Annotated in this window: 16 protein-coding genes and 2 pseudogenes; 13 read left to right on the plus strand and 5 right to left on the minus strand. The window is 42.3% G+C overall.

Annotated features, from left to right (window positions below):
- Positions 1–257: 257 nt before the first annotated feature.
- From HWQ39_RS17030 to HWQ39_RS17045, 4 genes are all read left to right on the plus strand, one after another.
- The gene (locus tag HWQ39_RS17030) at positions 258–1,739 is read left to right on the plus strand and encodes a calcium-binding protein (protein WP_292847296.1); all 1,482 of its coding nucleotides are present in this window, start codon (positions 258–260) and stop codon (positions 1,737–1,739) included.
- Positions 1,740–1,865: 126 nt separating this feature from the next.
- Complete coding sequence (gene ilvD, locus HWQ39_RS17035; protein ID WP_292847299.1) at positions 1,866–3,551, plus strand: dihydroxy-acid dehydratase; 1,686 nt, start codon at positions 1,866–1,868, stop codon at positions 3,549–3,551.
- Positions 3,552–3,945: 394 nt separating this feature from the next.
- Positions 3,946–4,323, plus strand: coding sequence for a hypothetical protein (locus HWQ39_RS17040; RefSeq protein WP_292847301.1), 378 nt, complete (start codon positions 3,946–3,948; stop codon positions 4,321–4,323).
- A 31-nt stretch (positions 4,324–4,354) separates the two neighbouring features.
- On the plus strand, positions 4,355–5,728 hold the full coding sequence (locus tag HWQ39_RS17045) for a caspase family protein (protein WP_292847304.1): 1,374 nt from the start codon (positions 4,355–4,357) through the stop codon (positions 5,726–5,728).
- Between the two features lie 219 nt (positions 5,729–5,947).
- On the opposite strand, the gene HWQ39_RS17050 is transcribed toward HWQ39_RS17045, so the two are convergent.
- Complete coding sequence (locus HWQ39_RS17050) at positions 5,948–6,217, minus strand: hypothetical protein (protein ID WP_094330359.1); 270 nt, start codon at positions 6,215–6,217, stop codon at positions 5,948–5,950.
- 484 nt (positions 6,218–6,701) lie between these two features.
- Between HWQ39_RS17050 and HWQ39_RS17055 the strand changes: the two genes are divergently transcribed.
- Positions 6,702–8,000 (plus strand): sodium:proton antiporter, encoded by a 1,299-nt coding sequence (locus HWQ39_RS17055; protein ID WP_292847309.1) that lies wholly within the window; start codon positions 6,702–6,704, stop codon positions 7,998–8,000.
- A 134-nt stretch (positions 8,001–8,134) separates the two neighbouring features.
- On the opposite strand, the gene HWQ39_RS17060 is transcribed toward HWQ39_RS17055, so the two are convergent.
- The 3 genes from HWQ39_RS17060 to crtD all read right to left on the minus strand — a co-directional run bounded on the left by HWQ39_RS17060 (position 8,135) and on the right by crtD (position 11,600).
- On the minus strand, positions 8,135–8,524 hold the full coding sequence (locus HWQ39_RS17060) for a hypothetical protein (RefSeq protein WP_292847312.1): 390 nt from the start codon (positions 8,522–8,524) through the stop codon (positions 8,135–8,137).
- A 309-nt stretch (positions 8,525–8,833) separates the two neighbouring features.
- Entirely contained in the window at positions 8,834–9,940 is a 1,107-nt protein-coding gene (locus tag HWQ39_RS17065) for a saccharopine dehydrogenase NADP-binding domain-containing protein (RefSeq protein ID WP_292847315.1), read from the minus strand.
- A gap of 145 nt (positions 9,941–10,085) precedes the next feature.
- Positions 10,086–11,600, minus strand: coding sequence for a C-3',4' desaturase CrtD (crtD, locus tag HWQ39_RS17070; RefSeq protein WP_292847318.1), 1,515 nt, complete (start codon positions 11,598–11,600; stop codon positions 10,086–10,088).
- A 292-nt stretch (positions 11,601–11,892) separates the two neighbouring features.
- Here crtD and HWQ39_RS17075 point away from each other — a divergent pair, with 292 nt between their 5' ends.
- Entirely contained in the window at positions 11,893–13,173 is a 1,281-nt protein-coding gene (locus HWQ39_RS17075; RefSeq protein WP_292847321.1) for a pitrilysin family protein, read from the plus strand.
- Positions 13,174–13,277: 104 nt separating this feature from the next.
- The gene (locus HWQ39_RS17080; RefSeq protein ID WP_292847451.1) at positions 13,278–14,141 is read left to right on the plus strand and encodes a fructosamine kinase family protein; all 864 of its coding nucleotides are present in this window, start codon (positions 13,278–13,280) and stop codon (positions 14,139–14,141) included.
- 79 nt (positions 14,142–14,220) lie between these two features.
- On the opposite strand, the gene HWQ39_RS17085 is transcribed toward HWQ39_RS17080, so the two are convergent.
- Positions 14,221–14,961 (minus strand): WYL domain-containing protein, encoded by a 741-nt coding sequence (locus tag HWQ39_RS17085; protein WP_292847324.1) that lies wholly within the window; start codon positions 14,959–14,961, stop codon positions 14,221–14,223.
- Here HWQ39_RS17085 and HWQ39_RS17090 point away from each other — a divergent pair.
- The 6 genes and pseudogenes from HWQ39_RS17090 to cas2 form a co-directional block, all read left to right on the plus strand.
- Entirely contained in the window at positions 14,949–15,176 is a 228-nt protein-coding gene (locus HWQ39_RS17090) for a hypothetical protein (RefSeq protein ID WP_292847327.1), read from the plus strand. The two genes, HWQ39_RS17085 and HWQ39_RS17090, sit on opposite strands and share 13 nt — an antisense overlap.
- A 79-nt stretch (positions 15,177–15,255) precedes the next feature.
- Entirely contained in the window at positions 15,256–15,876 is a 621-nt protein-coding gene (locus HWQ39_RS17095; RefSeq protein WP_292847330.1) for a 2OG-Fe(II) oxygenase, read from the plus strand.
- A complete protein-coding gene (gene cas6, locus HWQ39_RS17100; RefSeq protein ID WP_292847333.1) occupies positions 15,866–16,723 on the plus strand; it encodes a CRISPR-associated endoribonuclease Cas6 in 858 nt (285 codons plus the stop codon). The genes HWQ39_RS17095 and cas6 overlap by 11 nt, the downstream gene beginning before the upstream one ends.
- Positions 16,724–16,754: 31 nt before the next feature.
- A pseudogene (cas4, locus tag HWQ39_RS17105) lies at positions 16,755–17,349 on the plus strand (CRISPR-associated protein Cas4).
- Positions 17,350–17,521: 172 nt separating this feature from the next.
- Positions 17,522–18,526 (plus strand): type I-D CRISPR-associated endonuclease Cas1d, encoded by a 1,005-nt coding sequence (gene cas1d / locus HWQ39_RS17110; protein ID WP_292847336.1) that lies wholly within the window; start codon positions 17,522–17,524, stop codon positions 18,524–18,526.
- Between the two features lie 29 nt (positions 18,527–18,555).
- Positions 18,556–18,765, plus strand: a pseudogene (gene cas2, locus HWQ39_RS17115) (CRISPR-associated endonuclease Cas2); the annotation flags it as partial.
- Positions 18,766–18,997: the final 232 nt, after the last annotated feature.

Consider the following 18,997-nt stretch of genomic DNA (forward strand, 5'->3'; position numbering starts at 1 on the left):
ATCCATTGCTTTAGCTGTAACAGAAAAGACCTGATTAAAACAGGTCTAATTTGTTTATATCTTCACACTCGTTATTTCCTCACTTTATTTTCTCGGCATTGCTGAATAAAAGTGTGAAATTCCAAAATTCTATATTAGAAACTATTTCCTTTGTGCCTTTAGGGGAAAGCAAATTCATCCTCTTAATTAGCAATGCCGTTTTCTGATGGGGAAGTGACGAGGTAATTTTTTACCCTTAAAATTCAGGATCAACCACAATGCCAACAATTAACGGTACTAATCGCCCTGACAGTCTTGGTAATCCTTCTTTTACTCTCCCTTATCTCATTAATGGATTTGATGGCAACGATACCATTAGGGGCGGATCTGGCAACGATACCATTAGGGGCGGATCTGGAGACGATACGATTAACGGCGGAAGGGGCAACGATACCATTAGGGGCGGATCTGGAGACGATACGATTGACGGCGGATTTGGCAACGATACAATTGACGGCGGTGATGGTAACAATACGATTTATGGAGGATTTGACGGTAACGATAAAATTAACACCGGTTCTGGCAACGATAGGATTCAAAGCGGTGATGGCAACGATACGATTAACGCTGGTGATGGCAACAATAGGATTGACGGCCAATCTGGCGACGATAAGATTGACGGCGGATTTGGCAACGATACAATTAACGGCGGTTCTGGCAACGATACCATTAACGCCGGATCTGGCGACAATATAATTGACGGCGGATTTGGCAACGATATCATTAATACCGGATCTGGCGACGATACAATTAACGGCGGTTCTGGCAACAATACGATTAATGCTGGTGATGGCAACAATACGATTTACAGCGTATCTGACAACGATACGATTAACACCGGATCTGGCAATGATAAAATTCAAAGCGGATCTGGCAACGACACGATTAACGGCGGTTCTGGCAACAATAGGATTGACGGCCAATCTGGTGACGATAAGATTGACGCTGGATCTGGTAACGATACGATTAATGGCGGATCTGGCAACGATACGATTAACGCTGGAGCCGGGAATAATCGGATTGACGGCGGATTTGGCAACGATATTATTAACGCCGGATCTGGCAACGATACAATAATCGGCGGATATGGCAGCGATACGATTAACGCCGGTGATGGCAATAATACGATTGACGGTGGATATGACAACGATAGGATTAACACCGGATCTGGCAACGATACAATAATCGGCTGGATAGGCAACGATACAATTAACGGCGGAGCGGGCAACGATAAGATTGACGGCAGTTCTGGCGACGACAGCCTTGTTGGCGGATTTGGCAATGATAGCCTTATTGGTGGATCTGGCAACGATACCATTAGCGGTGATTTTGGTAACGGTGGTATCCTCGTTGGTGTTGGTGGGACTGATATCCTCACTGGAGGATCGGGTAACGATGTTTTCGATTTCAACTTCGTTTCTGAGAGTCAACCTGGTTTGTTGCGGGATGTGATTACTGACTTTGTTGGCAATGGTATCTTGGCAGGCGATCAAATCGATCTATCTACCATTGACGCTAATTCGATTACAGTGGGCAATCAAGCCTTCACTTTCATTGGAAGTGCCGCATTCTCTGCAATCGGTCAGATCCGTTATTCAGGAGGTATTCTGCAAGGTAGTACTGATGGGGATCTACTAGCTGAGTTTGAAATTCAGCTTGCAGGCGCATCACAACTAGTAGCAAGCGACATTATCCTTTAATAGACTTTTTGTAAAAGTCACTAAACCCCACTCCTAAGCGATCGCTCTTAGAAGTGGGGTTCTTATCATGAGAAAATCAGATAATACAATCGCAATACAAGCGATGATGCCACGGAAGGAAAAAAAATGTCGGAGAATTTGAGAAGCCAAATTGTGACGCAAGGGGTGCAGCGATCGCCTAATCGGGCTATGCTGCGTGCAGTTGGTTTTAAAGATGAAGATTTTAACAAAGCCATTGTGGGCATTGCCAATGGCTACAGTACGATCACTCCCTGTAATATGGGGATAAATCAACTGGCACAAAGGGCAGAGGTTGGGATTAGAACTGCCGGGGCGATGCCGCAAGTGTTTGGCACAATTACCATTAGCGATGGGATTTCGATGGGAACTGAAGGGATGAAATATTCTCTAGTATCGCGGGAAGTGATTGCCGATTCCATTGAAACCGTCTGTACTGGACAAAGTATGGATGGTGTAATTGCGATTGGCGGTTGTGATAAAAATATGCCAGGGGCAATGCTAGCGATCGCCCGGATCAATATCCCTGCAATATTCGTTTATGGCGGCACAATCAAACCTGGTCACTACAACGGACGCGATTTAACTGTTGTCAGTTCTTTTGAAGCTGTTGGTCAATATAGTGCCGGAAAAATTGACGAAAAAGAATTATTAGAAGTTGAAAATCGAGCTTGTCCTGGCGCTGGTTCCTGTGGGGGAATGTTCACAGCTAACACCATGTCTTCAGCATTTGAAGCGCTGGGGATGAGTTTGCCCTATTCTTCGACAATGGCGGCAGAAGATGCCGAAAAAGCTGATAGCACCGAGAAATCAGCCTTTGTATTAGTCGAAGCTATCCGCAAACAAATCTTGCCTCGCCAAATTATCACCCGCAAATCTATCGAGAATGCCATCTCAGTAGTCATGGCGGTGGGTGGTTCGACCAATGCAGTGTTGCATTTATTAGCGATCGCCCGTGCCGCTGATGTAGAGTTAACCATAGACGACTTTGAAACTATCCGCGGCCGTGTTCCCGTTTTGTGTGATTTAAAACCAAGCGGTAAATATGTCGCTACAGATTTACACAAAGCTGGTGGCATTCCCCAAGTAATGAAGATGCTACTTGTACATGATTTATTACATGGTGATAGTCTAACTATCACTGGTAAAACAATTGCAGAGATATTAGCAGACATCCCCGAAGAACCATCCGCCAATCAAGATGTGATTCGTCCTTGGAATAACCCAATGTATCCCCAAGGACATTTAGCCGTTCTCAGAGGTAATTTGGCAACAGAAGGGGCTGTCGCCAAAATTACCGGGGTGAAAAAACCAGTGATTACTGGGCCTGCACGAGTGTTTGAATCGGAAGAAGCTTCTTTAGATGCAATTTTAGCGGGTAAAATTCAACCTGGTGATATTCTAGTCATCCGCTACGAAGGGCCTAAGGGTGGCCCTGGGATGCGAGAAATGTTAGCTCCCACCTCTGCAATTATCGGTGCTGGTTTGGGTGATGCTGTGGCATTAATTACCGACGGACGTTTTTCTGGCGGTACTTACGGTATGGTGGTTGGTCATGTTGCACCAGAAGCAGCAGTTGGTGGTGCGATCGCCCTTGTAGAAGAAGGCGATAGTATTACTATTGATGCACCCGCTCGTTTATTGCAGTTGAATATATCTGAAGCAGAATTGGCCCGTCGTCGTGCCAACTGGCAACCTCCCGCTCCGCGTTACACTAAAGGCGTGTTGGCGAAATATGCCAAATTAGTATCTTCTAGCAGCATTGGTGCTGTGACAGATTTGAACTTGTTTTAATTAACTTCACATAATTTCTACTGCCTACACTATACCGTCCGGTACAGTGTAGGCTTCTCAATTTACTCAAAGTATGGAAGAGTATAACGCCCCAGAAATTCTGCGTGTGGCGTGAAATAACTGTGGCAATGCAGTTCAGAGCGAGCAACAAAATACTTGTAGAGACGGCGATTTATCGCGTCTTTGCACCGTATTGATAATTAACTATCCAAACAGAATATTAGATTCAGAGCGATCGCCCCTCGATTCTACTAATTTTTACTTAAAATTTATGAGTTTTTGTAAAAATTTTGAAGAAGTTTCAGGAAAATTACATAGCGGATATGATGTCAATAGAGAAATCACAGCAATATAGTTGACAGTCAACTGCTTAAAAACTGAAAAAGGGTACAAAATGAGTTCTGAATCTAACGTCAAACTAACGATCGCTCTTTCTAATCCAGACTTAGATGCAGAAGAGCAAGAACGAGAAACACGGAATCTGCTCAGAGAGATTAGAGATTTAGATGTAGAAAGTGCTGAACTTGTGGGAGTTACACAAACTCCTCCAGGCTCAAAAGCGTTTGGAGGTTTTTTGCTGGGAGTATTGCAGGCAGAGGTGAGTATTAATAATTTTAAGAAATTGTTGGGATTTTTGGGCGAGCGCTTGGGAAATAAACCAATTGAGTTGGAAGTAGAAGCCAACGGTAAAAAGCTGAAAATTACAGTCAGCAGCCAAGAAGAATTAACAGCAGCGCTGGAAGCCGCTCAAAGGTTTGTAGGCGTAGGTTAAGAAACCCCATAAGAAAAAAGAGGATAACAAGATGGCAAGGGTAGCACTTCTAATCGGAGTCAGCGAATATGAGCCTGGTCTTGAGACATTACCAGCCTCAGTCAATGATATGCAAGCGATCGCCAAAGTTTTGCAGCATCCAGAAATGGGCGGATTTGCTGAAGTAGACATCCAAAAACTGGAGAATCCCGATCCTCAGAAAATGCAGGAAGCGATCGAGACGTTGTTTAGCGATCGTACCAAAGATGACCTTGTAGTATTTTACTTTTCCGGTCACGGCATTAAAGACGAGAACGGCAAACTTCACCTAGCTACTCGCTTTACCCGCAAAAATCCCCAAGGAAGGCTGATCAAATCAACTGCTGTTCCTGCGAGTTTTATTCAAGACATTATGAGTGAAAGCCGCTCTAAGCGACAAGTCATAATTCTTGATTGCTGCTTTAGTGGGGCATTTCCTGAAGGTTGGTCAGCTAAAGATGACGGTTCTGTTAATATTCAAGTTGAAATGGGAGGAGAAGGGCGAGTTGTTCTAAGTTCTTCCACTGCTACTCAGTATTCTTTCCAGCAATCGGGAGAAAATCTTTCGATTTATACTCGTTATTTGATTGAAGGCATTGAAACAGGTGCCGCAGATCAAGATAACGATGGTGCGGTTTCAGTTGATGAGTTGCATGAGTACGCCAAAAAGAAAGTTCAAGAAGCATCTCCAGCGATGCGGCCAGGAATCTCTGCATTCAGAGAAGGATTCAAAATCTTTTTGGCTAAAGCACCAATTGGCAATCCAAAACTGAGGTATCGCAAAGAAGTTGAGCATTACGCTAGTAGGGGCGAGATTCCTATGATTGGTCGCAAAATATTAGATGGCCAACGTGACAATTTGGGATTGCTTCCTGAAGAAGTTGCTGCAATTGAAGCTGAGGTTTTAAAACCTTATCAAGAGTACAAGCAAAAATTGCAGCAATATGAGCAGGCATTAGTTGATGAGATGAAGAGAGAGTTTCCTTTGAGTGATTATACTCGTCATGATTTGGAGCGTTATCAGGAAATGTTAGGACTTAACAGGAAAGATGTGGAATCAATTGAGGCAAGACTAATTGCAGAAGAAGCCACACATCAACCTATTAACTTTTCTGAGGCTCCACCATCAGTACAGCCACATCATCGTGTGGAGATTCCTTATCAGCCAAAATCCTCTTCATCAAATCAAACAACTACACCAAAAACCCATAATCCCATACTAAAAGTGCTACGGCGGATAACTGCTGGGTTTTGCATTTATTTGGGCGTATGTTCTGTAATCGCGGGATTTAGCTTACTTTTTAAAGGTGATGTACCAGTTTCTATTCTATGCCTAGTTGTCAGCATTCCTTTCATCTGGTCAGGCATTGTTATGTGGAAACTTTAAATATTTTTCCTGCACTTTTATTTTGACTAAGATATGCACTTTTTGAGAGAATTAGTGCGATTATCATTAAATCTAGAAATAAAAAAACTGATTTAATGCTGGCGATCGCACTTACTCATTCTGATATTTCCAAATAGCGATCGCACCCAGTCTTTTAATTTACCATGTTCAGATCCCCGACTTCTTAGAGAAGTCGGGGATCTCACAACTTAGTTATACTTAAGCTGCTTCCCGCAGTTGTGGTTGTGATGACACACTCACCTCTGGAAATGAAAGCGAGAGTTGTTCGGCTTGAGGTACTGCGGCTTGCTGTAAAACTTGAACTTCGATATTCACGCTCACTAAATAACTACCTGTATCAGCACCAACCGCTTCAGCAATTAGTTTAGCAATGTCTGGGCGTTTGGCAGTCAGCGGATCGCGTAAAATACACCGATCCCATTCATGCTTGGCAGTCGGATTGAGGTTGAGAATATAATGCTTCATCATCGAACTAACCCTTGAATCCATCTTCCAGAAGGTTTTCACAGAGCCGTTATGCATTTGGCTAGGCTTTGTGAACGCTGTTTTTATTATAGTATATTTGTACTAAATTGGACGATATCTGAGTAAAAAAGTAGGGAATATAGATCATTGCTAGGAGTGCGTACAGGTCTGTATTAGCTGTATCTGATTGTTTTGGGGCTACACGAACAATCAAAGCGCCATGTCTAGAGCGGGTTAAAGCCCAATACGCTTCAGATAAGCTTTTTTCTCCCCCCTGCATCCCCTGCTCCCCCTACCTGCCTCAACGGATAAATTTCTTAACCCAACCGTATTGGGTTAAAGCCAACGCCAAATTTATCTATTCTCTGCCAATTTGGTGGCGCGTCTGAATCCTCAATCCTAGAATATCTTCCTATAGGCAATTTCTAATTAAAGCTATAGCAATTAAGCTGACAGAACAACACCTAATTTTTGTATAAATAGCTATATGGTAGATGTCTATATTATTGACCTATTTGTGATAGGTCTACTTTTGCTGATAGTAACGTTAGGGTCAGGTTGGATTACTCGCTTACCTCTTTCTTTTGCCATTATCTATCTCCTAGTTGGTATTTTTCTAGGCCCTTATGGTCTAGGGCTGATTCAATTACGTCGGGATGAAGTTTTTAACACCGAACTGCTGGAGAGAATAACAGAACTTGTAGTAATTATTTCTGTATTTAGCTGCGGCTTAAAAATTGTTCGTCCTCTTAGGTTGGGGGTTTGGGATATTACGGCGCGATTAATTTTATTTTTGATGCCAATTTCAATTTTGGCTCTGGCTGCTGTTGGTAAATTATTTTTAGGAATGAATTGGGGAGAAGCGATTTTATTAGGAGCAATTCTTGCACCTACCGATCCGGTTTTAGCATCAGAAGTACAACTGACCGATGCCAAAGACCAAGATGAGTTAAGATTTGGTTTAACTTCTGAAGGTGGGTTAAATGATGCTTTAGCTTTTCCCTTCGTTTATTTTGGCATTCATGCCTTAGAAGATAACAACTGGGGTAACTGGTTTAAACAGTGGATTACGGTTGATTTAATATGGGCGATCGCAACTGGTATTATTATGGGAATTGTTGTTGCAAAATCTATAGTTTGGATTGAAAAAAGAGTTCACAAACTCCGTCCTGCTGACGAGTTAATGGAAGATTTTATTGCTATCAGCACAATTCTAATAACTTATTCCTTAACAGAAATGGTGAATGGCTATGGATTTCTAGCAGTATTTGTTGCTGGGTTAGTTGTCCAACGCAGTTACAGAAATCATGAAAAACCGCTAAAACAGTTAGAATTTATTGAGCAAGTTGAAAAGTTGCTGGAAGTGGGGACAATCCTACTATTAGGTTCAATATTATTATTGAAACCAATGCTTAATTATGCTATGCAATCTTTTTTAGTGATAATTTTGTTATTCTTGATCATCAGACCTGTAGGAGTTTGGATTAGCACAATTGGCAAACGTCCTCTAGACTCACACCGCCGAACCTTACACCCAGGAACTCGTTGGTTATTCGGATGGTTTGGTATTCGCGGTGTCGGCTCTTTATATTATCTTGCCTATGCCTTTGGTCATGGCTTAAAAGGTGAAGCAGGCGAACAAATTGCTTGGATAACTTACACAACCATTGTAGTTTCGGTAATTGTGCATGGAATTAGTGCAACTCCATTAATGAAGTGGTATGAGCGCAACTTTGCTAATAATAAAAAGACTACTCCTCCCACCACAATTGATGAATTTGAGTAAAAGCGATTTTTGATCGCGACTATCTTAAAATTTGATATGATCTAGCTTTTTAATCTCACTCTAAATCAGAATGTGGGTTTGAATATAATTCCCAACGCTAGTAGTGAGCGGGTTGGGAATTATATCTATATTCTCTATTTACCTGTCACTTTTTCAAGAACTTCTTTCGCCTTTTCACCAAGACTTTCTGGAGGATTTTGTGCTTTTTCAGCCTTCAAATTTCTTTCGTAAGCCTTCTCGATAGTATTAAGATTTTTTGAATCTTTTACTGCTTGTTCATAAGCTTCTTCTCGTTTTTCTTCTTGAACGCCAACACCTGGATCGTATTCGTTAGCGCGATTAATTTTTTCTTCAGAATTTGGTTTATACTCTGGAGGTATTAACTTCAATTCTTCAAGTGTAGTTGCATGACTAGCTTGTTGAAAGAAAATCAACGAACCTGACAAGCTGATAGAGATCATCAAGCAAATAACCAAAAGGCTTGAAAGAAACGCTTGCTTTAAAGTTAATAGAATTTTTTGCATGGTAAAACACTCCTAGTTTTTGTGAGCCTGTGTCATGTATGGATATATGCAATATTTAAAGCTCACAGGCATCCTAAGTGTTTAGTTACAGTTCTTACTTCTACCGTAAGGTATATTAATTTTTAACTATAGTTCAGTCAATCCTATCTAAATCTTTTAGTATCTAGAACTGTCTAAATTTTTGTAATAGTCAAACTGCCGTACTGAACCCATAGACAAGGGCACTTACATTACCATTGCAATCATCACAAGACGCGATAAATCGTCGTCTCTACAAGTGTTTTGTTGCTCATTCTGAACTATATTGCTTTATAACCAACTATGAGTAATCTTAATTCCTCGGCTTTGCATTACCTCTTCAAATAAATTTGTTGGGAGTGCTTCTTCTACAGCAAAAACACCTGGCTTTTTGAGTTTGCCTTCTAGCAATAATTGGGCAATACTACCCGTACCACAACCAGAAGCCACAGATGTATTTTCATGCACTATAGTTGAGCGATAAATGGCAGTTTCACCATTTTTTTGCCCTGTAACTTCCGAACGAACGGCTACCCCAATTCCACTAAAATTATTAGTGACATCTGTCATCAAATGGCTGACACGAGAGAGGAATTCAATCATCGAACGTTGCTGCATTAACCACTTGGGAAAAACGTTCGCGGCAATCCAAGTTAGATGATTATAAAAATCTGGAACAGAGCCAAACTTAGTAATTACAGTTTTCACTGATGGGAAGGCTTGAGGCAGTGTAAATGTTTCTGGCATATCAAACCAGTAAACTCCACTGCGTCCATAAGGAGATGGAAACTCAATTACTTCTCTTTCACTATAAGGCTTGACTGTATTCCATTTTCCATCTATCCAAGCTTCAAAAGGATACTGTAACCCCAGAAAAGTTGTCCGCATCACTGTAATACCAGCACCACCAGAACCAGAAACTAAATAACTTAAATGGATCTTTTCTGGTTGGTCAAATTGTTCAACTCCCTGACGTACCATGCTATTAGAAATACCAGGAAAAATGCCAGTATTAATAATTGCTGTCACACCAGCAGCAGCAGCTTTTTCATGATAATTTAGAGCTTTGCTGGTATAAGAACGATGGTCGCTGACATCTAGATAATTAACGCCTTGGGCAATACAGGTTTCAAGAACATTAGTATCTCTGTAGTGAAATGGGCCAGCACAGTGAATGACTAAATTAGAGTTTGCGATCGCATCTCGCAACTTGTCAACTTCTGCCAAGTCTAATATCAAAAACTGCACTTGTCCCCCCGAAGACAAGCTAACAGCCTTGCCAAACTCCGCAGAACGCCCAGTAATCGTAATTTGAGCCTGCGTATGGGTAGCGAGATCCTGAGCAACACTGCTACCAATCCGCCCCCGTCCACCAATAATTAAAACGCTGTCTCTCATTACTCCGGGTCAGCAACATTATCCTTATTTCATCAGTTTTGCGTCCCCTTTGGCATCGGTTATAAGTATGATTTATACTATTTAATAAAATTTCGGCTCTATATAAATAGTTGTAATTGAATTCAGAATTCAGATTGACAAAATACTATATTTGCGCTTCAATCTGCCTGACTACCGTTAACGCTGAGTAACTCACCCCAGCAGTGCCTTCCCCTGGATGGGTCGAGTCACCAACTAACCACAAATTTTCAATGGGTGTTCGATTGGCGAAACCAAAGGGGCCAAAAGTAGGTATTCTTTGACCAATACCGCCAACTATACCGCGATCGCGCCCTGTGAAGTGGGCAAAGGTGCGGGGTGTTGCAGCTTCTTGATAAATAATCGTTTCTGGTTTGAGATAAAAGTATTGAGCAAGACGTGCGATCGCTTTTTGGGTAAACTTTTCTTTTAGTCCTTCATAATCTTCAGTCTGCCACCACTGTGCAGGATCGACAAATGAAGAAGCGATAATAGTCGCTTTCCCCTCCGGTGCGCGACCGTCTCCAGGATGACTGACGGAAACAAATAGGGAATTATTTTCGCCAATGGGGCCATTGACATCGTACAGAAATTGCAGGTGAGGAGGACACCCAGGCGAAATCGCGCTGGCGTCTACACCCAAATACACCACAAATGCGCCCGATGCTTGGGGTAGTTTTTCCACCCGGTTTTTATATCCAGATGGCGCTTGTTCTCCCAATAACTGCACCAAGTTTTGCACGGTGACGTTACTAACTATATGGTCGGCTGCTTCCGTCCAGACTTCGCCAGTTTTCTGATTTCTAATTACAACAGCAGTAGCTTTACCGTTTTCTACTTTGATTTGTTCTACAGTGTGGCGCATCAACAACTTGCCGCCATCTCTTTCTAAAGATTGTACCAAGCGATCGCTCAACACCTGCATACTTCCCTGGAGGTGAAACAATCCTTGGGGCAGTTGGGATACACTCAAGGCTGTGGCTGCATAAAGTAATGCTGTCTCGTCTGCATCCACCTGGGAGTATAGCTTCAGTTGCAAATCCAAAAAAGTTCTTAGTCGTTGGTCATTTCCCAGTCCACATAAACGTAAAGCATTTCCTACCGTAAATAAGGTGAAGGGTACGGTAATTAATGTACTGGGACGCACCGCTTGGATTAGCTGCCACAAATCCCATAAATTACGCGGTGGTAGTACCGGGTCGCGTCCTTGAAATTCCCAACTGGCATCAAATAAAGTTGCCATCAACTGCCAAAACGGTTCGCTACCAGGAAATTGTTTTTGTCGTTCTGCTTTCCATTTTTCTTGGTCGCGCCAAACGTTGATAGGTGTACTTTCCCCAGGTAAATACACCGCACAAGCAGGGTCACAAGGCGTTGCTGTCGGCAAATCTATTTGCAATTCTGAGAAAATGCGGTGGTGAATTCCCCCGGCTTCCAACCCCGCCACCTGAGTTGCGCCCACGTCAAAGGTAAATCCTTGGCGTTTAAATGTCGAAGCACAGCCTCCTGGTGCGATCGCTTGATCTAAAATTAAGACGCTGTAACCTCTATGAGCTAATAATGCTCCAGCAGTCAGTCCACCGATTCCTGCACCAATAACCACTACATGAGATTTAGTTTTGTCAACAGAAATGCTGGACATTGATATTTATCTTTATAATTCTTAATATTGCTATTCATAATTTTACAGCGTTATCGAGATTAATGACTTCATGAGTACTACTTGACCAACCCAAAATTGCTGGGTGAGGGTCTTCCTCTCCGTGTTCTCTGCACCTCTGTGGTTCGTTATCTAACCCAAGTATGGACGAGGGGAAATTCTTGCCTTACTTGCTCATGCGATCGCTTCTCCGACAGAAGAAGCGATCGGAGTGCTTATTTTTAAGTCCCAGATAAGATAAAGAAGTAACATCGCTCCTCACACACAAGTAGCAATGACCTCAACCCTACGGAAACTTCCCCGTCTCAATGCCCCGACACTGCATCAGCTGCCCAATGGTTTGACAATCATTGCCGAGCAAATGCCAGTGGAAGCCGTAAACCTCAATTTATGGATTAAAGTTGGCTCTGCTGTAGAACCTGATGCCATTAACGGTATGGCTCACTTTCTAGAACACATGATTTTTAAAGGAACAGAACGACTGGCTAGCGGCGAGTTTGAACGTCGAATTGAAGAGCGGGGTGCTGTTACCAATGCCGCTACGAGCCAAGATTATACTCATTACTATATAACCACTGCTCCCAAAGATTTTGCCGAGCTTGCGCCACTACAAATAGATGTAGTATCGAATGCGAGTATTCCTGATGATGCTTTTGAACGTGAGCGATTAGTAGTTTTAGAAGAAATTAGGCGTTCCGAGGATAATCCTCAACGGCGTACATATCGGCGGGCGATGGAGACAGCCTTTGATCATCTACCCTATCGCCGTGCAGTATTGGGGCCAGAATCGGTGATTGCCGAACTGAAACCCCAGGAGATGCGAGATTTTCATGCTAATTGGTATCAACCCCAGTCAATTACTGCTGTAGCTGTGGGTAATTTGCCCGTAGAAGAATTAATTGCAACTGTTGCAGAAGGATTTACAAAAGCTACTCCCCAGCCCAGTACAGACGGGATTAATCGCGTCTCTCCCCTGAATCCTGAATCACCATTTACAGAAATTGTTCGTCGAGAATTTATCGATGAAAGTCTGCAACAAGCAAGGCTAGTGATGGTTTGGCGAGTTCCCGGAATGACACAGTTAGATCGCACCTATGGACTGGATGTTTTAGCCGGAATTTTGGGACACGGAAGGACATCAAGACTGGTGAGGGATTTACGAGAAGAACGGGGATTAGTTTCTTCAATTTCTGTGAGCAACATGAGCAATGAGCTGCAAGGGATATTTTATATTTCAGCTAAATGTGCAGTAGAAAATTTAGTAATTGTAGAGGATACGATCGCTCAACACCTTGGCAAACTACAAACAGAGTTGGTAACAGAATCAGAAATTGCCCGTATAGGGCGACGAGTAGCTAATAGATATGTTTTTGGAAACGAAACACCAAGCGATCGCTCTGGATTGTATGGTTATTATCAATCTTTGGTGGGAGATTTGGAACCCGCCTTTAACTACCCAGCAATAATCCAGAGCCAAGATGCAACAGACTTGATGCAAGCAGCCAAAGAGTATCTATCTTCAGATGCTTATGGTGTAGTCTTCGTCAAGCCGTAAATTAAAAATTGGGAATAGGGCATGGGAAAGATAATTAATAAACAGTACCCAATGCCCAGTTACTAATCCAAAATCTAAAATCTATAATCCAAAATTATTGCATGATGTGGACTCAAATCGACACCCATATTAGCCAGGTGACTGGCGAAAAATTTCAGAGTCAGCAAAGGCGATCGGTTGGCGGTGGGTGCATCAACGAAGGTTATGCTGTCTCCAATGGTGAGATAACCTATTTCGTCAAGCTAAACCAAGCATCCCAAGTTCCGATGTTTGAAGCTGAGGCGTTGGGCTTAAAGGAAATGCAAGCAACAGCTAGTATTCGCATCCCCAAACCAATTTGCTGGAGTACTGCTGATAATTCTAGCTACATCATCCTGGAATGGTTAGAACTTGCTAGCGGTAACGGCAACTCATGGGAAGAGATGGGACGCAAGTTAGCGGCAATGCATAAAGCTAGCAGCAGTCAAGGTTTTGGTTGGAAAATTAACAATACCATTGGTTCCACACCCCAAATCAATACTTGGACAGCAGACTGGACAGAATTTTATACTAAACATCGCTTGGGTTATCAATTTCAGTTGGCAAGGCGACGGGGAGGTAATTTTCCCCAGCAAGACAAGTTACTAGCAGCTATCCCGGAACTATTGGCAAATCATCAAATACAACCTTCGTTGGTACACGGCGATTTATGGGGTGGAAATGCTGGGTGTACTGCATCGGGAGAACCAGTGATATTTGATCCAGCAACTTATTTTGGCGATCGCGAAGTTGATATCGCCATGACAGAATTATTTGGTGGTTTCCCAGCAGCGTTTTATAAAAGTTATAACGAAGTCTTTCCTTTAGATGCAGGCTATGAACGCCGAAAAACGCTCTATAACCTGTATCACATTCTGAATCACTTCAATTTATTTGGCGGCGGTTATGCTTCCCAAGCCAACCGGATGATTGAGCAAATTTTGCGATAAGTAAAGGATTGCAGAAACAAATGAATACACAATTGGTTGATAATTAATAGAGTAGATAAGATGCCTAACCTCACAAGACTTAACTCCTAGTTTCGATATCGTATAAATTACATAGGGTGAGGAGTTTTTGTTTGAGGCGATCGCGCAGACTCTCAGGTGATACAATCACGCAATCTTCCCAATACCGCGATACTTCTCGAATCAGCCAGAAAGGATTAGCTACTCGCCGCACCACCTGACGCACATCATTAATCATGTCATCCTCAATATCATCTTCTTTGGGTTGATAGGCTTTGGCTAACCAACCTCGAAAGTGTAATTGCACTTTTACATAATCAAGTTGACCCCGCCAATCTCCACTTGTCGGGACAACAGACTTAATTCGTTCAAAGCTTAAGCAACGATTGTGCCAAAGTTCGGGTAATTCTGGGATATCGTTTTCTACGTCTGCTGTCTCTTCGCACCAAATCATGAGATAAAAGCGTTTCTCAAAAAACCGCACCTCAGCATGACGAACTTTGTAATCTAACTCGTGACCTTGAGAGTTGGAATAGAGAATGTAGAAAGGCTGTTTAGCTTTACTTAGTTCTTCTATCGTATTTCGCCATTCTTGGATAGGTTGACTAAGTTGTTTCATCAGCAATTGACGAAGAGGTGCTTCGAGATTGCCACGTTCTAGTAAAAGTGCAAGTACAATTTGCGCTTCTCCTATCTGACCTGCATCATTCAAAGCTTTTATTGCTTGCTGTAAGGCATTAACTTGGTTAGAGTCAAGCGTAAAGGGATTTCCGACCTCTACAGATTGTTGTGCGATCGCCACTATTAAGCCCGAAACGCTCGGTTCTTTGCCCCAGAACAAATGCTGCTGTTATTTTTCAATTAAACAAGCAAGGAATTATTTCTTATCCAATAACCATCGTTTGTAATGATATGGAGAAAGAATATAGATTCTTTACAGGCTTGTCAGGAATTTTAACAATGGCAATGAAGTTTAAACAATTACGTCTTCCAGATGATGAGGTTTTTATTGTGTGATAAGTAATTAAATTCTCGCACCAATGGTGCGAGAATTTGTAGAACATCAATTTATAAGTATATTTTTCTCACATCGCCCGTGAAACACTATCAACAACAATCTAACGCTTTCCCCAGCGATTACCTAAACAACTTGTGGGGAGAAATCCAAGCTTGTCCTTACTTTGCTATCAACAACCTCAACCGCGATTTTGTCGCTACTAAAGGATTTTCCGTAGTATTTCAGCGTTCTGGATTAGCAAAAGTAGAACAGCAGTTTCCCTACTTCAAGCCTTACCTCGATTTAGCTCTCCAGCCGAGTTGTAATGCTTTTTACCTCAATCCTTTACAGCTCAAAGAAGGCTCCCGCGTCGATCCGCATATCGATCGCTCCTTACGTTCCTACTCCAAAACCATTGAACCGCCTGCGGTTGTCAGTGTTCTCTATGTGCGCGTACCTGCGGATATGGAAGGGGGAGAACTGGTATTGCGATCGCACAAACGCCAACTTGGGCAAATTAAGCCCCAATTCAATACTTTAGTTTATTTTCAAGGTGATTTAACCCATTCGGTTAATGCTGTCAAAACCCCAGGAAATCGCCTAAGTCTCGTTTGTGAGCAGTATAGTTTGAGTGATGCTGAACTCCAGGAAATCCCTGAGTTCACTGTAGAGTCAAGAAGCACTCAGTCTACAACCAAAAAGAGAAAGTATGCCTCATAGTTTAGTGTTGAATTTGCTACCTCAATCGCCCATTCCACCACAGTATCTTACAGGTAGACATCTCCACGCCTTATTTTTAACTCTCGTTAGTTCTGTAGATAGCACATTAGGGGATCGCTTGCACGATTCCACCGCAGATAAAGCTTTCACCCTCTCTCCCTTACAAGTTAATTCCCCCCTTTTGAAGGGTGGTAAGGGGGGATCTAAATTGCAGTACTCACATCAACAACCCATTCCCGCCGGAACTCCTTGTTGGTGGCGCATCTCTTTATTAGATGACACTTTATTTAGCAAACTTACCCAACTCTGGCTAAATCTTAATCCCAACCGCCCTTGGCATCTTGGCCCAGCTGACTTGTACATTACCAGCATTCAAGGCACACCCCAATCTATTCAACCTTGGGCGAATGCCAGTACTTATGCTCAATTATACGAAGAAGCTAGCGATGTCTGCGACGGACTACGCCTACGCAATTCTTCTATTAATCTTACCTTTTCCACGCCTACCGCCTTCCGTCAAGGACAGTATGATACTACCCTTCCTACCAGAGAATCTGTTTTCAATTCTCTACTTTCGCGGTGGAATAAATACAGTGGTATAGAATTTACTCAGATTGCTATTGAGTCAATCTTTCCTTCATTTGTCAATATTCACACAGAAATATTAGCTGATTCTCGCAGCAAATTTATTGGCATTATTGGCGAAGTTACCTACAAGATTTTGGGAAAAATTGAACCGATACAAATTAAGCAAATTAATGCTTTAGCTGACTTTGCTTTGTATGCAGGAATTGGTCGTAAAACAACAATGGGCATGGGGATGACGCGGCGCCTGTCTTCTCCATAATTTCAAACATCATTTAAAAACCACCTAAGTTATGAATCAAACCGAATATATTTCCATTGCGGCATTGAATCAATATGCCTATTGTCCGCCATCGCTGTTGGCGGATGTTCTGTGCATGTGAATTTACCGATAACCAATATACAATTGAAGGTACAACTTTACACGATCGCGTCCACACCACAAGCGATATACAGCGAGGAGAAACTTGGCAGATTCGAGCAATTTGGTTGAAGTCTGAGCAATACAAACTCATCGGCAAATCTGACTTAATTGAAGCCGAATCAGGTCAAGTTTATCCAGTAGAATACAAACGAGGACGCAAAGGCGAATGGGATAACGATGAGTTGCAAGTTTGTGCCCAAGCCTTATGTTTAGAAGAGATGACCGGACAACCTGTTAACACTGGATATATCTATTATGCCCACTCCCATCAACGGCAATTAGTAGAGATTAATCAAGAATTACGGCAAAGTGCGATCGCGACTATTCAATCTGTCGCAAATCTCCTAGAAACAGGAGCAATGCCAAAACCAATTTACAGCAAACGCTGCCAAGGATGCAGTCTTTATTCGCAATGTTTGCCCAAAGCAACCGGTAAAGTCAAAAGTTATCAAGAAGTACATTAAATCATACCGCAATACAGTTCAGAATGAGCAACAAAACCATCATGTAGAGACGCGATAAATCGCGTCTTAAGAAACCAATTATTTACACCAACAACCCCTGCCTGAGCCGTATTGAATTATACCTGATAAATCTATTTGCCCAACCCCCAATTATTACTAGGAAGAATCAAAAATGGGAACACTTTACGTAACACAAGCCGATGCTTTTATCGGTAAAGTTGACGAACGTCTTACCGTCAAAGCTGAACAAAAAACAATATTGGATATCCCTTTAATTAAAATAGAGGGAATTGTAGTACTAGGACGGGCTACTATTTCTCCCGCCATCGTCAGTGAACTTTTAGAACGTCACATTTGTTTAACATTTCTTACACAAAACGGACGATATTTAGGGCGTTTAGAACCAGAAGCTACTAAAAATATCTTTGTTCGTAAAGCCCAATGGCAAGCTGTGGGAGAATCAGAACCAGCAATCCATTTAGTCAGAGGATTTGTGCGGGGTAAATTGAAAAATTACCGCCATAGCTTACTTCGCACTCAGCGAGAACATCCTGATACTGACCTGAATAATAACATCACTCGATTGGAAAACGCGATCGCACCAATCGAAAACACTAGTAGTATTGATTCCCTCAGAGGCTTAGAAGGTGCGGGTAGTGCAGCCTATTTCGGTTGTTTTCAACACCTAATCAAAACCCCAGAATTTCGATTTGAAGCCAGAAACCGCCGCCCACCAACCGATCCAGTTAACGCCCTACTGAGTTTTGGGTATTCATTACTACGCCATGATGTGCAAAGTGCTTTAAATATTGTTGGCTTTGATCCCTATCTAGGATACTTACACGTCGAGCGTTATGGTAGACCTTCCCTAGCCTTAGACTTGATGGAAGAATTTCGTCCTTTAATAGTGGATGCTATGGTGTTGTCGCTGATTAACAAGCGATCGCTCACGCTAACTGACTTTACCACCGAACCGCTCAGTGGTGCTGTGTCTTTGACCAAAGAAGGACTGCATACATTTCTTCGCGCCTACGAACAAAAGAAACAATCGAATTTCAAGCATCCAGTTATGGGAAACAAATGCACCTACCAGGAAGCCTTTGAAATTCAGGCGAGGTTATTGAGTAAGTACCTCATGAACGAAATCGATAAATATCCGCCCCTAGTTCTCAAATAACTTGTAATTTCTCCCCATTCCCCACTCCCATGTATATTGTTGTCAGCTACGACATTCCAGAAGATAAGCGTCGGACTAAAATTCATTCAATTCTCAAGTCTTACGGACAATGGATGCAGTTGAGTGTGTTTGAGTGCGATATCACTTCCACTCAGTATGCTAAATTGCGATCGCGTTTAGCTAAATTAATAAAACCCGACACTGACAGCGTTCGCTTTTATTTTATCTGTGGCTGTTGTTAGCGAAAAGTCGAACGCATTGGCGGAGAACAGCCACGAGACGAAACAATTTTTTTTGCTGAACCTCCTTCTAGCTAGGTTCCTGTATCTCAAATGCACTAAGGGGTAAGTGTAAAAATTCCACAACCCCAAAAAAGTGCTTTTATCATAACTCCAGCTACGATTTCACTCCATTAATTGCATAATCCTCACCCGTACAATCTCTGAAATGCTGATTAAAACTGGATTGAAG

Source organism: Nostoc sp. NMS8 (assembly GCF_017115045.1).
Taxonomy (GTDB): domain Bacteria; phylum Cyanobacteriota; class Cyanobacteriia; order Cyanobacteriales; family Nostocaceae; genus Nostoc.

Bases quoted from the DNA above. Each gene is read 5' to 3' on its own strand.
- HWQ39_RS17055 (WP_292847309.1), top strand. From the start codon at position 6,702: ATGGTAGATGTCTATATTATTGACCTATTTGTGATAGGTCTACTTTTG.
- cas1d (WP_292847336.1), top strand. From the start codon at position 17,522: ATGGGAACACTTTACGTAACACAAGCCGATGCTTTTATCGGTAAAGTT.
- HWQ39_RS17080 (WP_292847451.1), top strand. From the start codon at position 13,278: ATGTGGACTCAAATCGACACCCATATTAGCCAGGTGACTGGCGAAAAA.
- HWQ39_RS17060 (WP_292847312.1), bottom strand. From the start codon at position 8,524: ATGCAAAAAATTCTATTAACTTTAAAGCAAGCGTTTCTTTCAAGCCTT.
- HWQ39_RS17040 (WP_292847301.1), top strand. From the start codon at position 3,946: ATGAGTTCTGAATCTAACGTCAAACTAACGATCGCTCTTTCTAATCCA.
- cas6 (WP_292847333.1), top strand. From the start codon at position 15,866: ATGCCTCATAGTTTAGTGTTGAATTTGCTACCTCAATCGCCCATTCCA.
- crtD (WP_292847318.1), bottom strand. From the start codon at position 11,600: ATGTCCAGCATTTCTGTTGACAAAACTAAATCTCATGTAGTGGTTATT.
- HWQ39_RS17065 (WP_292847315.1), bottom strand. From the start codon at position 9,940: ATGAGAGACAGCGTTTTAATTATTGGTGGACGGGGGCGGATTGGTAGC.
- HWQ39_RS17045 (WP_292847304.1), top strand. From the start codon at position 4,355: ATGGCAAGGGTAGCACTTCTAATCGGAGTCAGCGAATATGAGCCTGGT.
- HWQ39_RS17030 (WP_292847296.1), top strand. From the start codon at position 258: ATGCCAACAATTAACGGTACTAATCGCCCTGACAGTCTTGGTAATCCT.
- ilvD (WP_292847299.1), top strand. From the start codon at position 1,866: ATGTCGGAGAATTTGAGAAGCCAAATTGTGACGCAAGGGGTGCAGCGA.
- HWQ39_RS17050 (WP_094330359.1), bottom strand. From the start codon at position 6,217: ATGATGAAGCATTATATTCTCAACCTCAATCCGACTGCCAAGCATGAA.
- HWQ39_RS17075 (WP_292847321.1), top strand. From the start codon at position 11,893: ATGACCTCAACCCTACGGAAACTTCCCCGTCTCAATGCCCCGACACTG.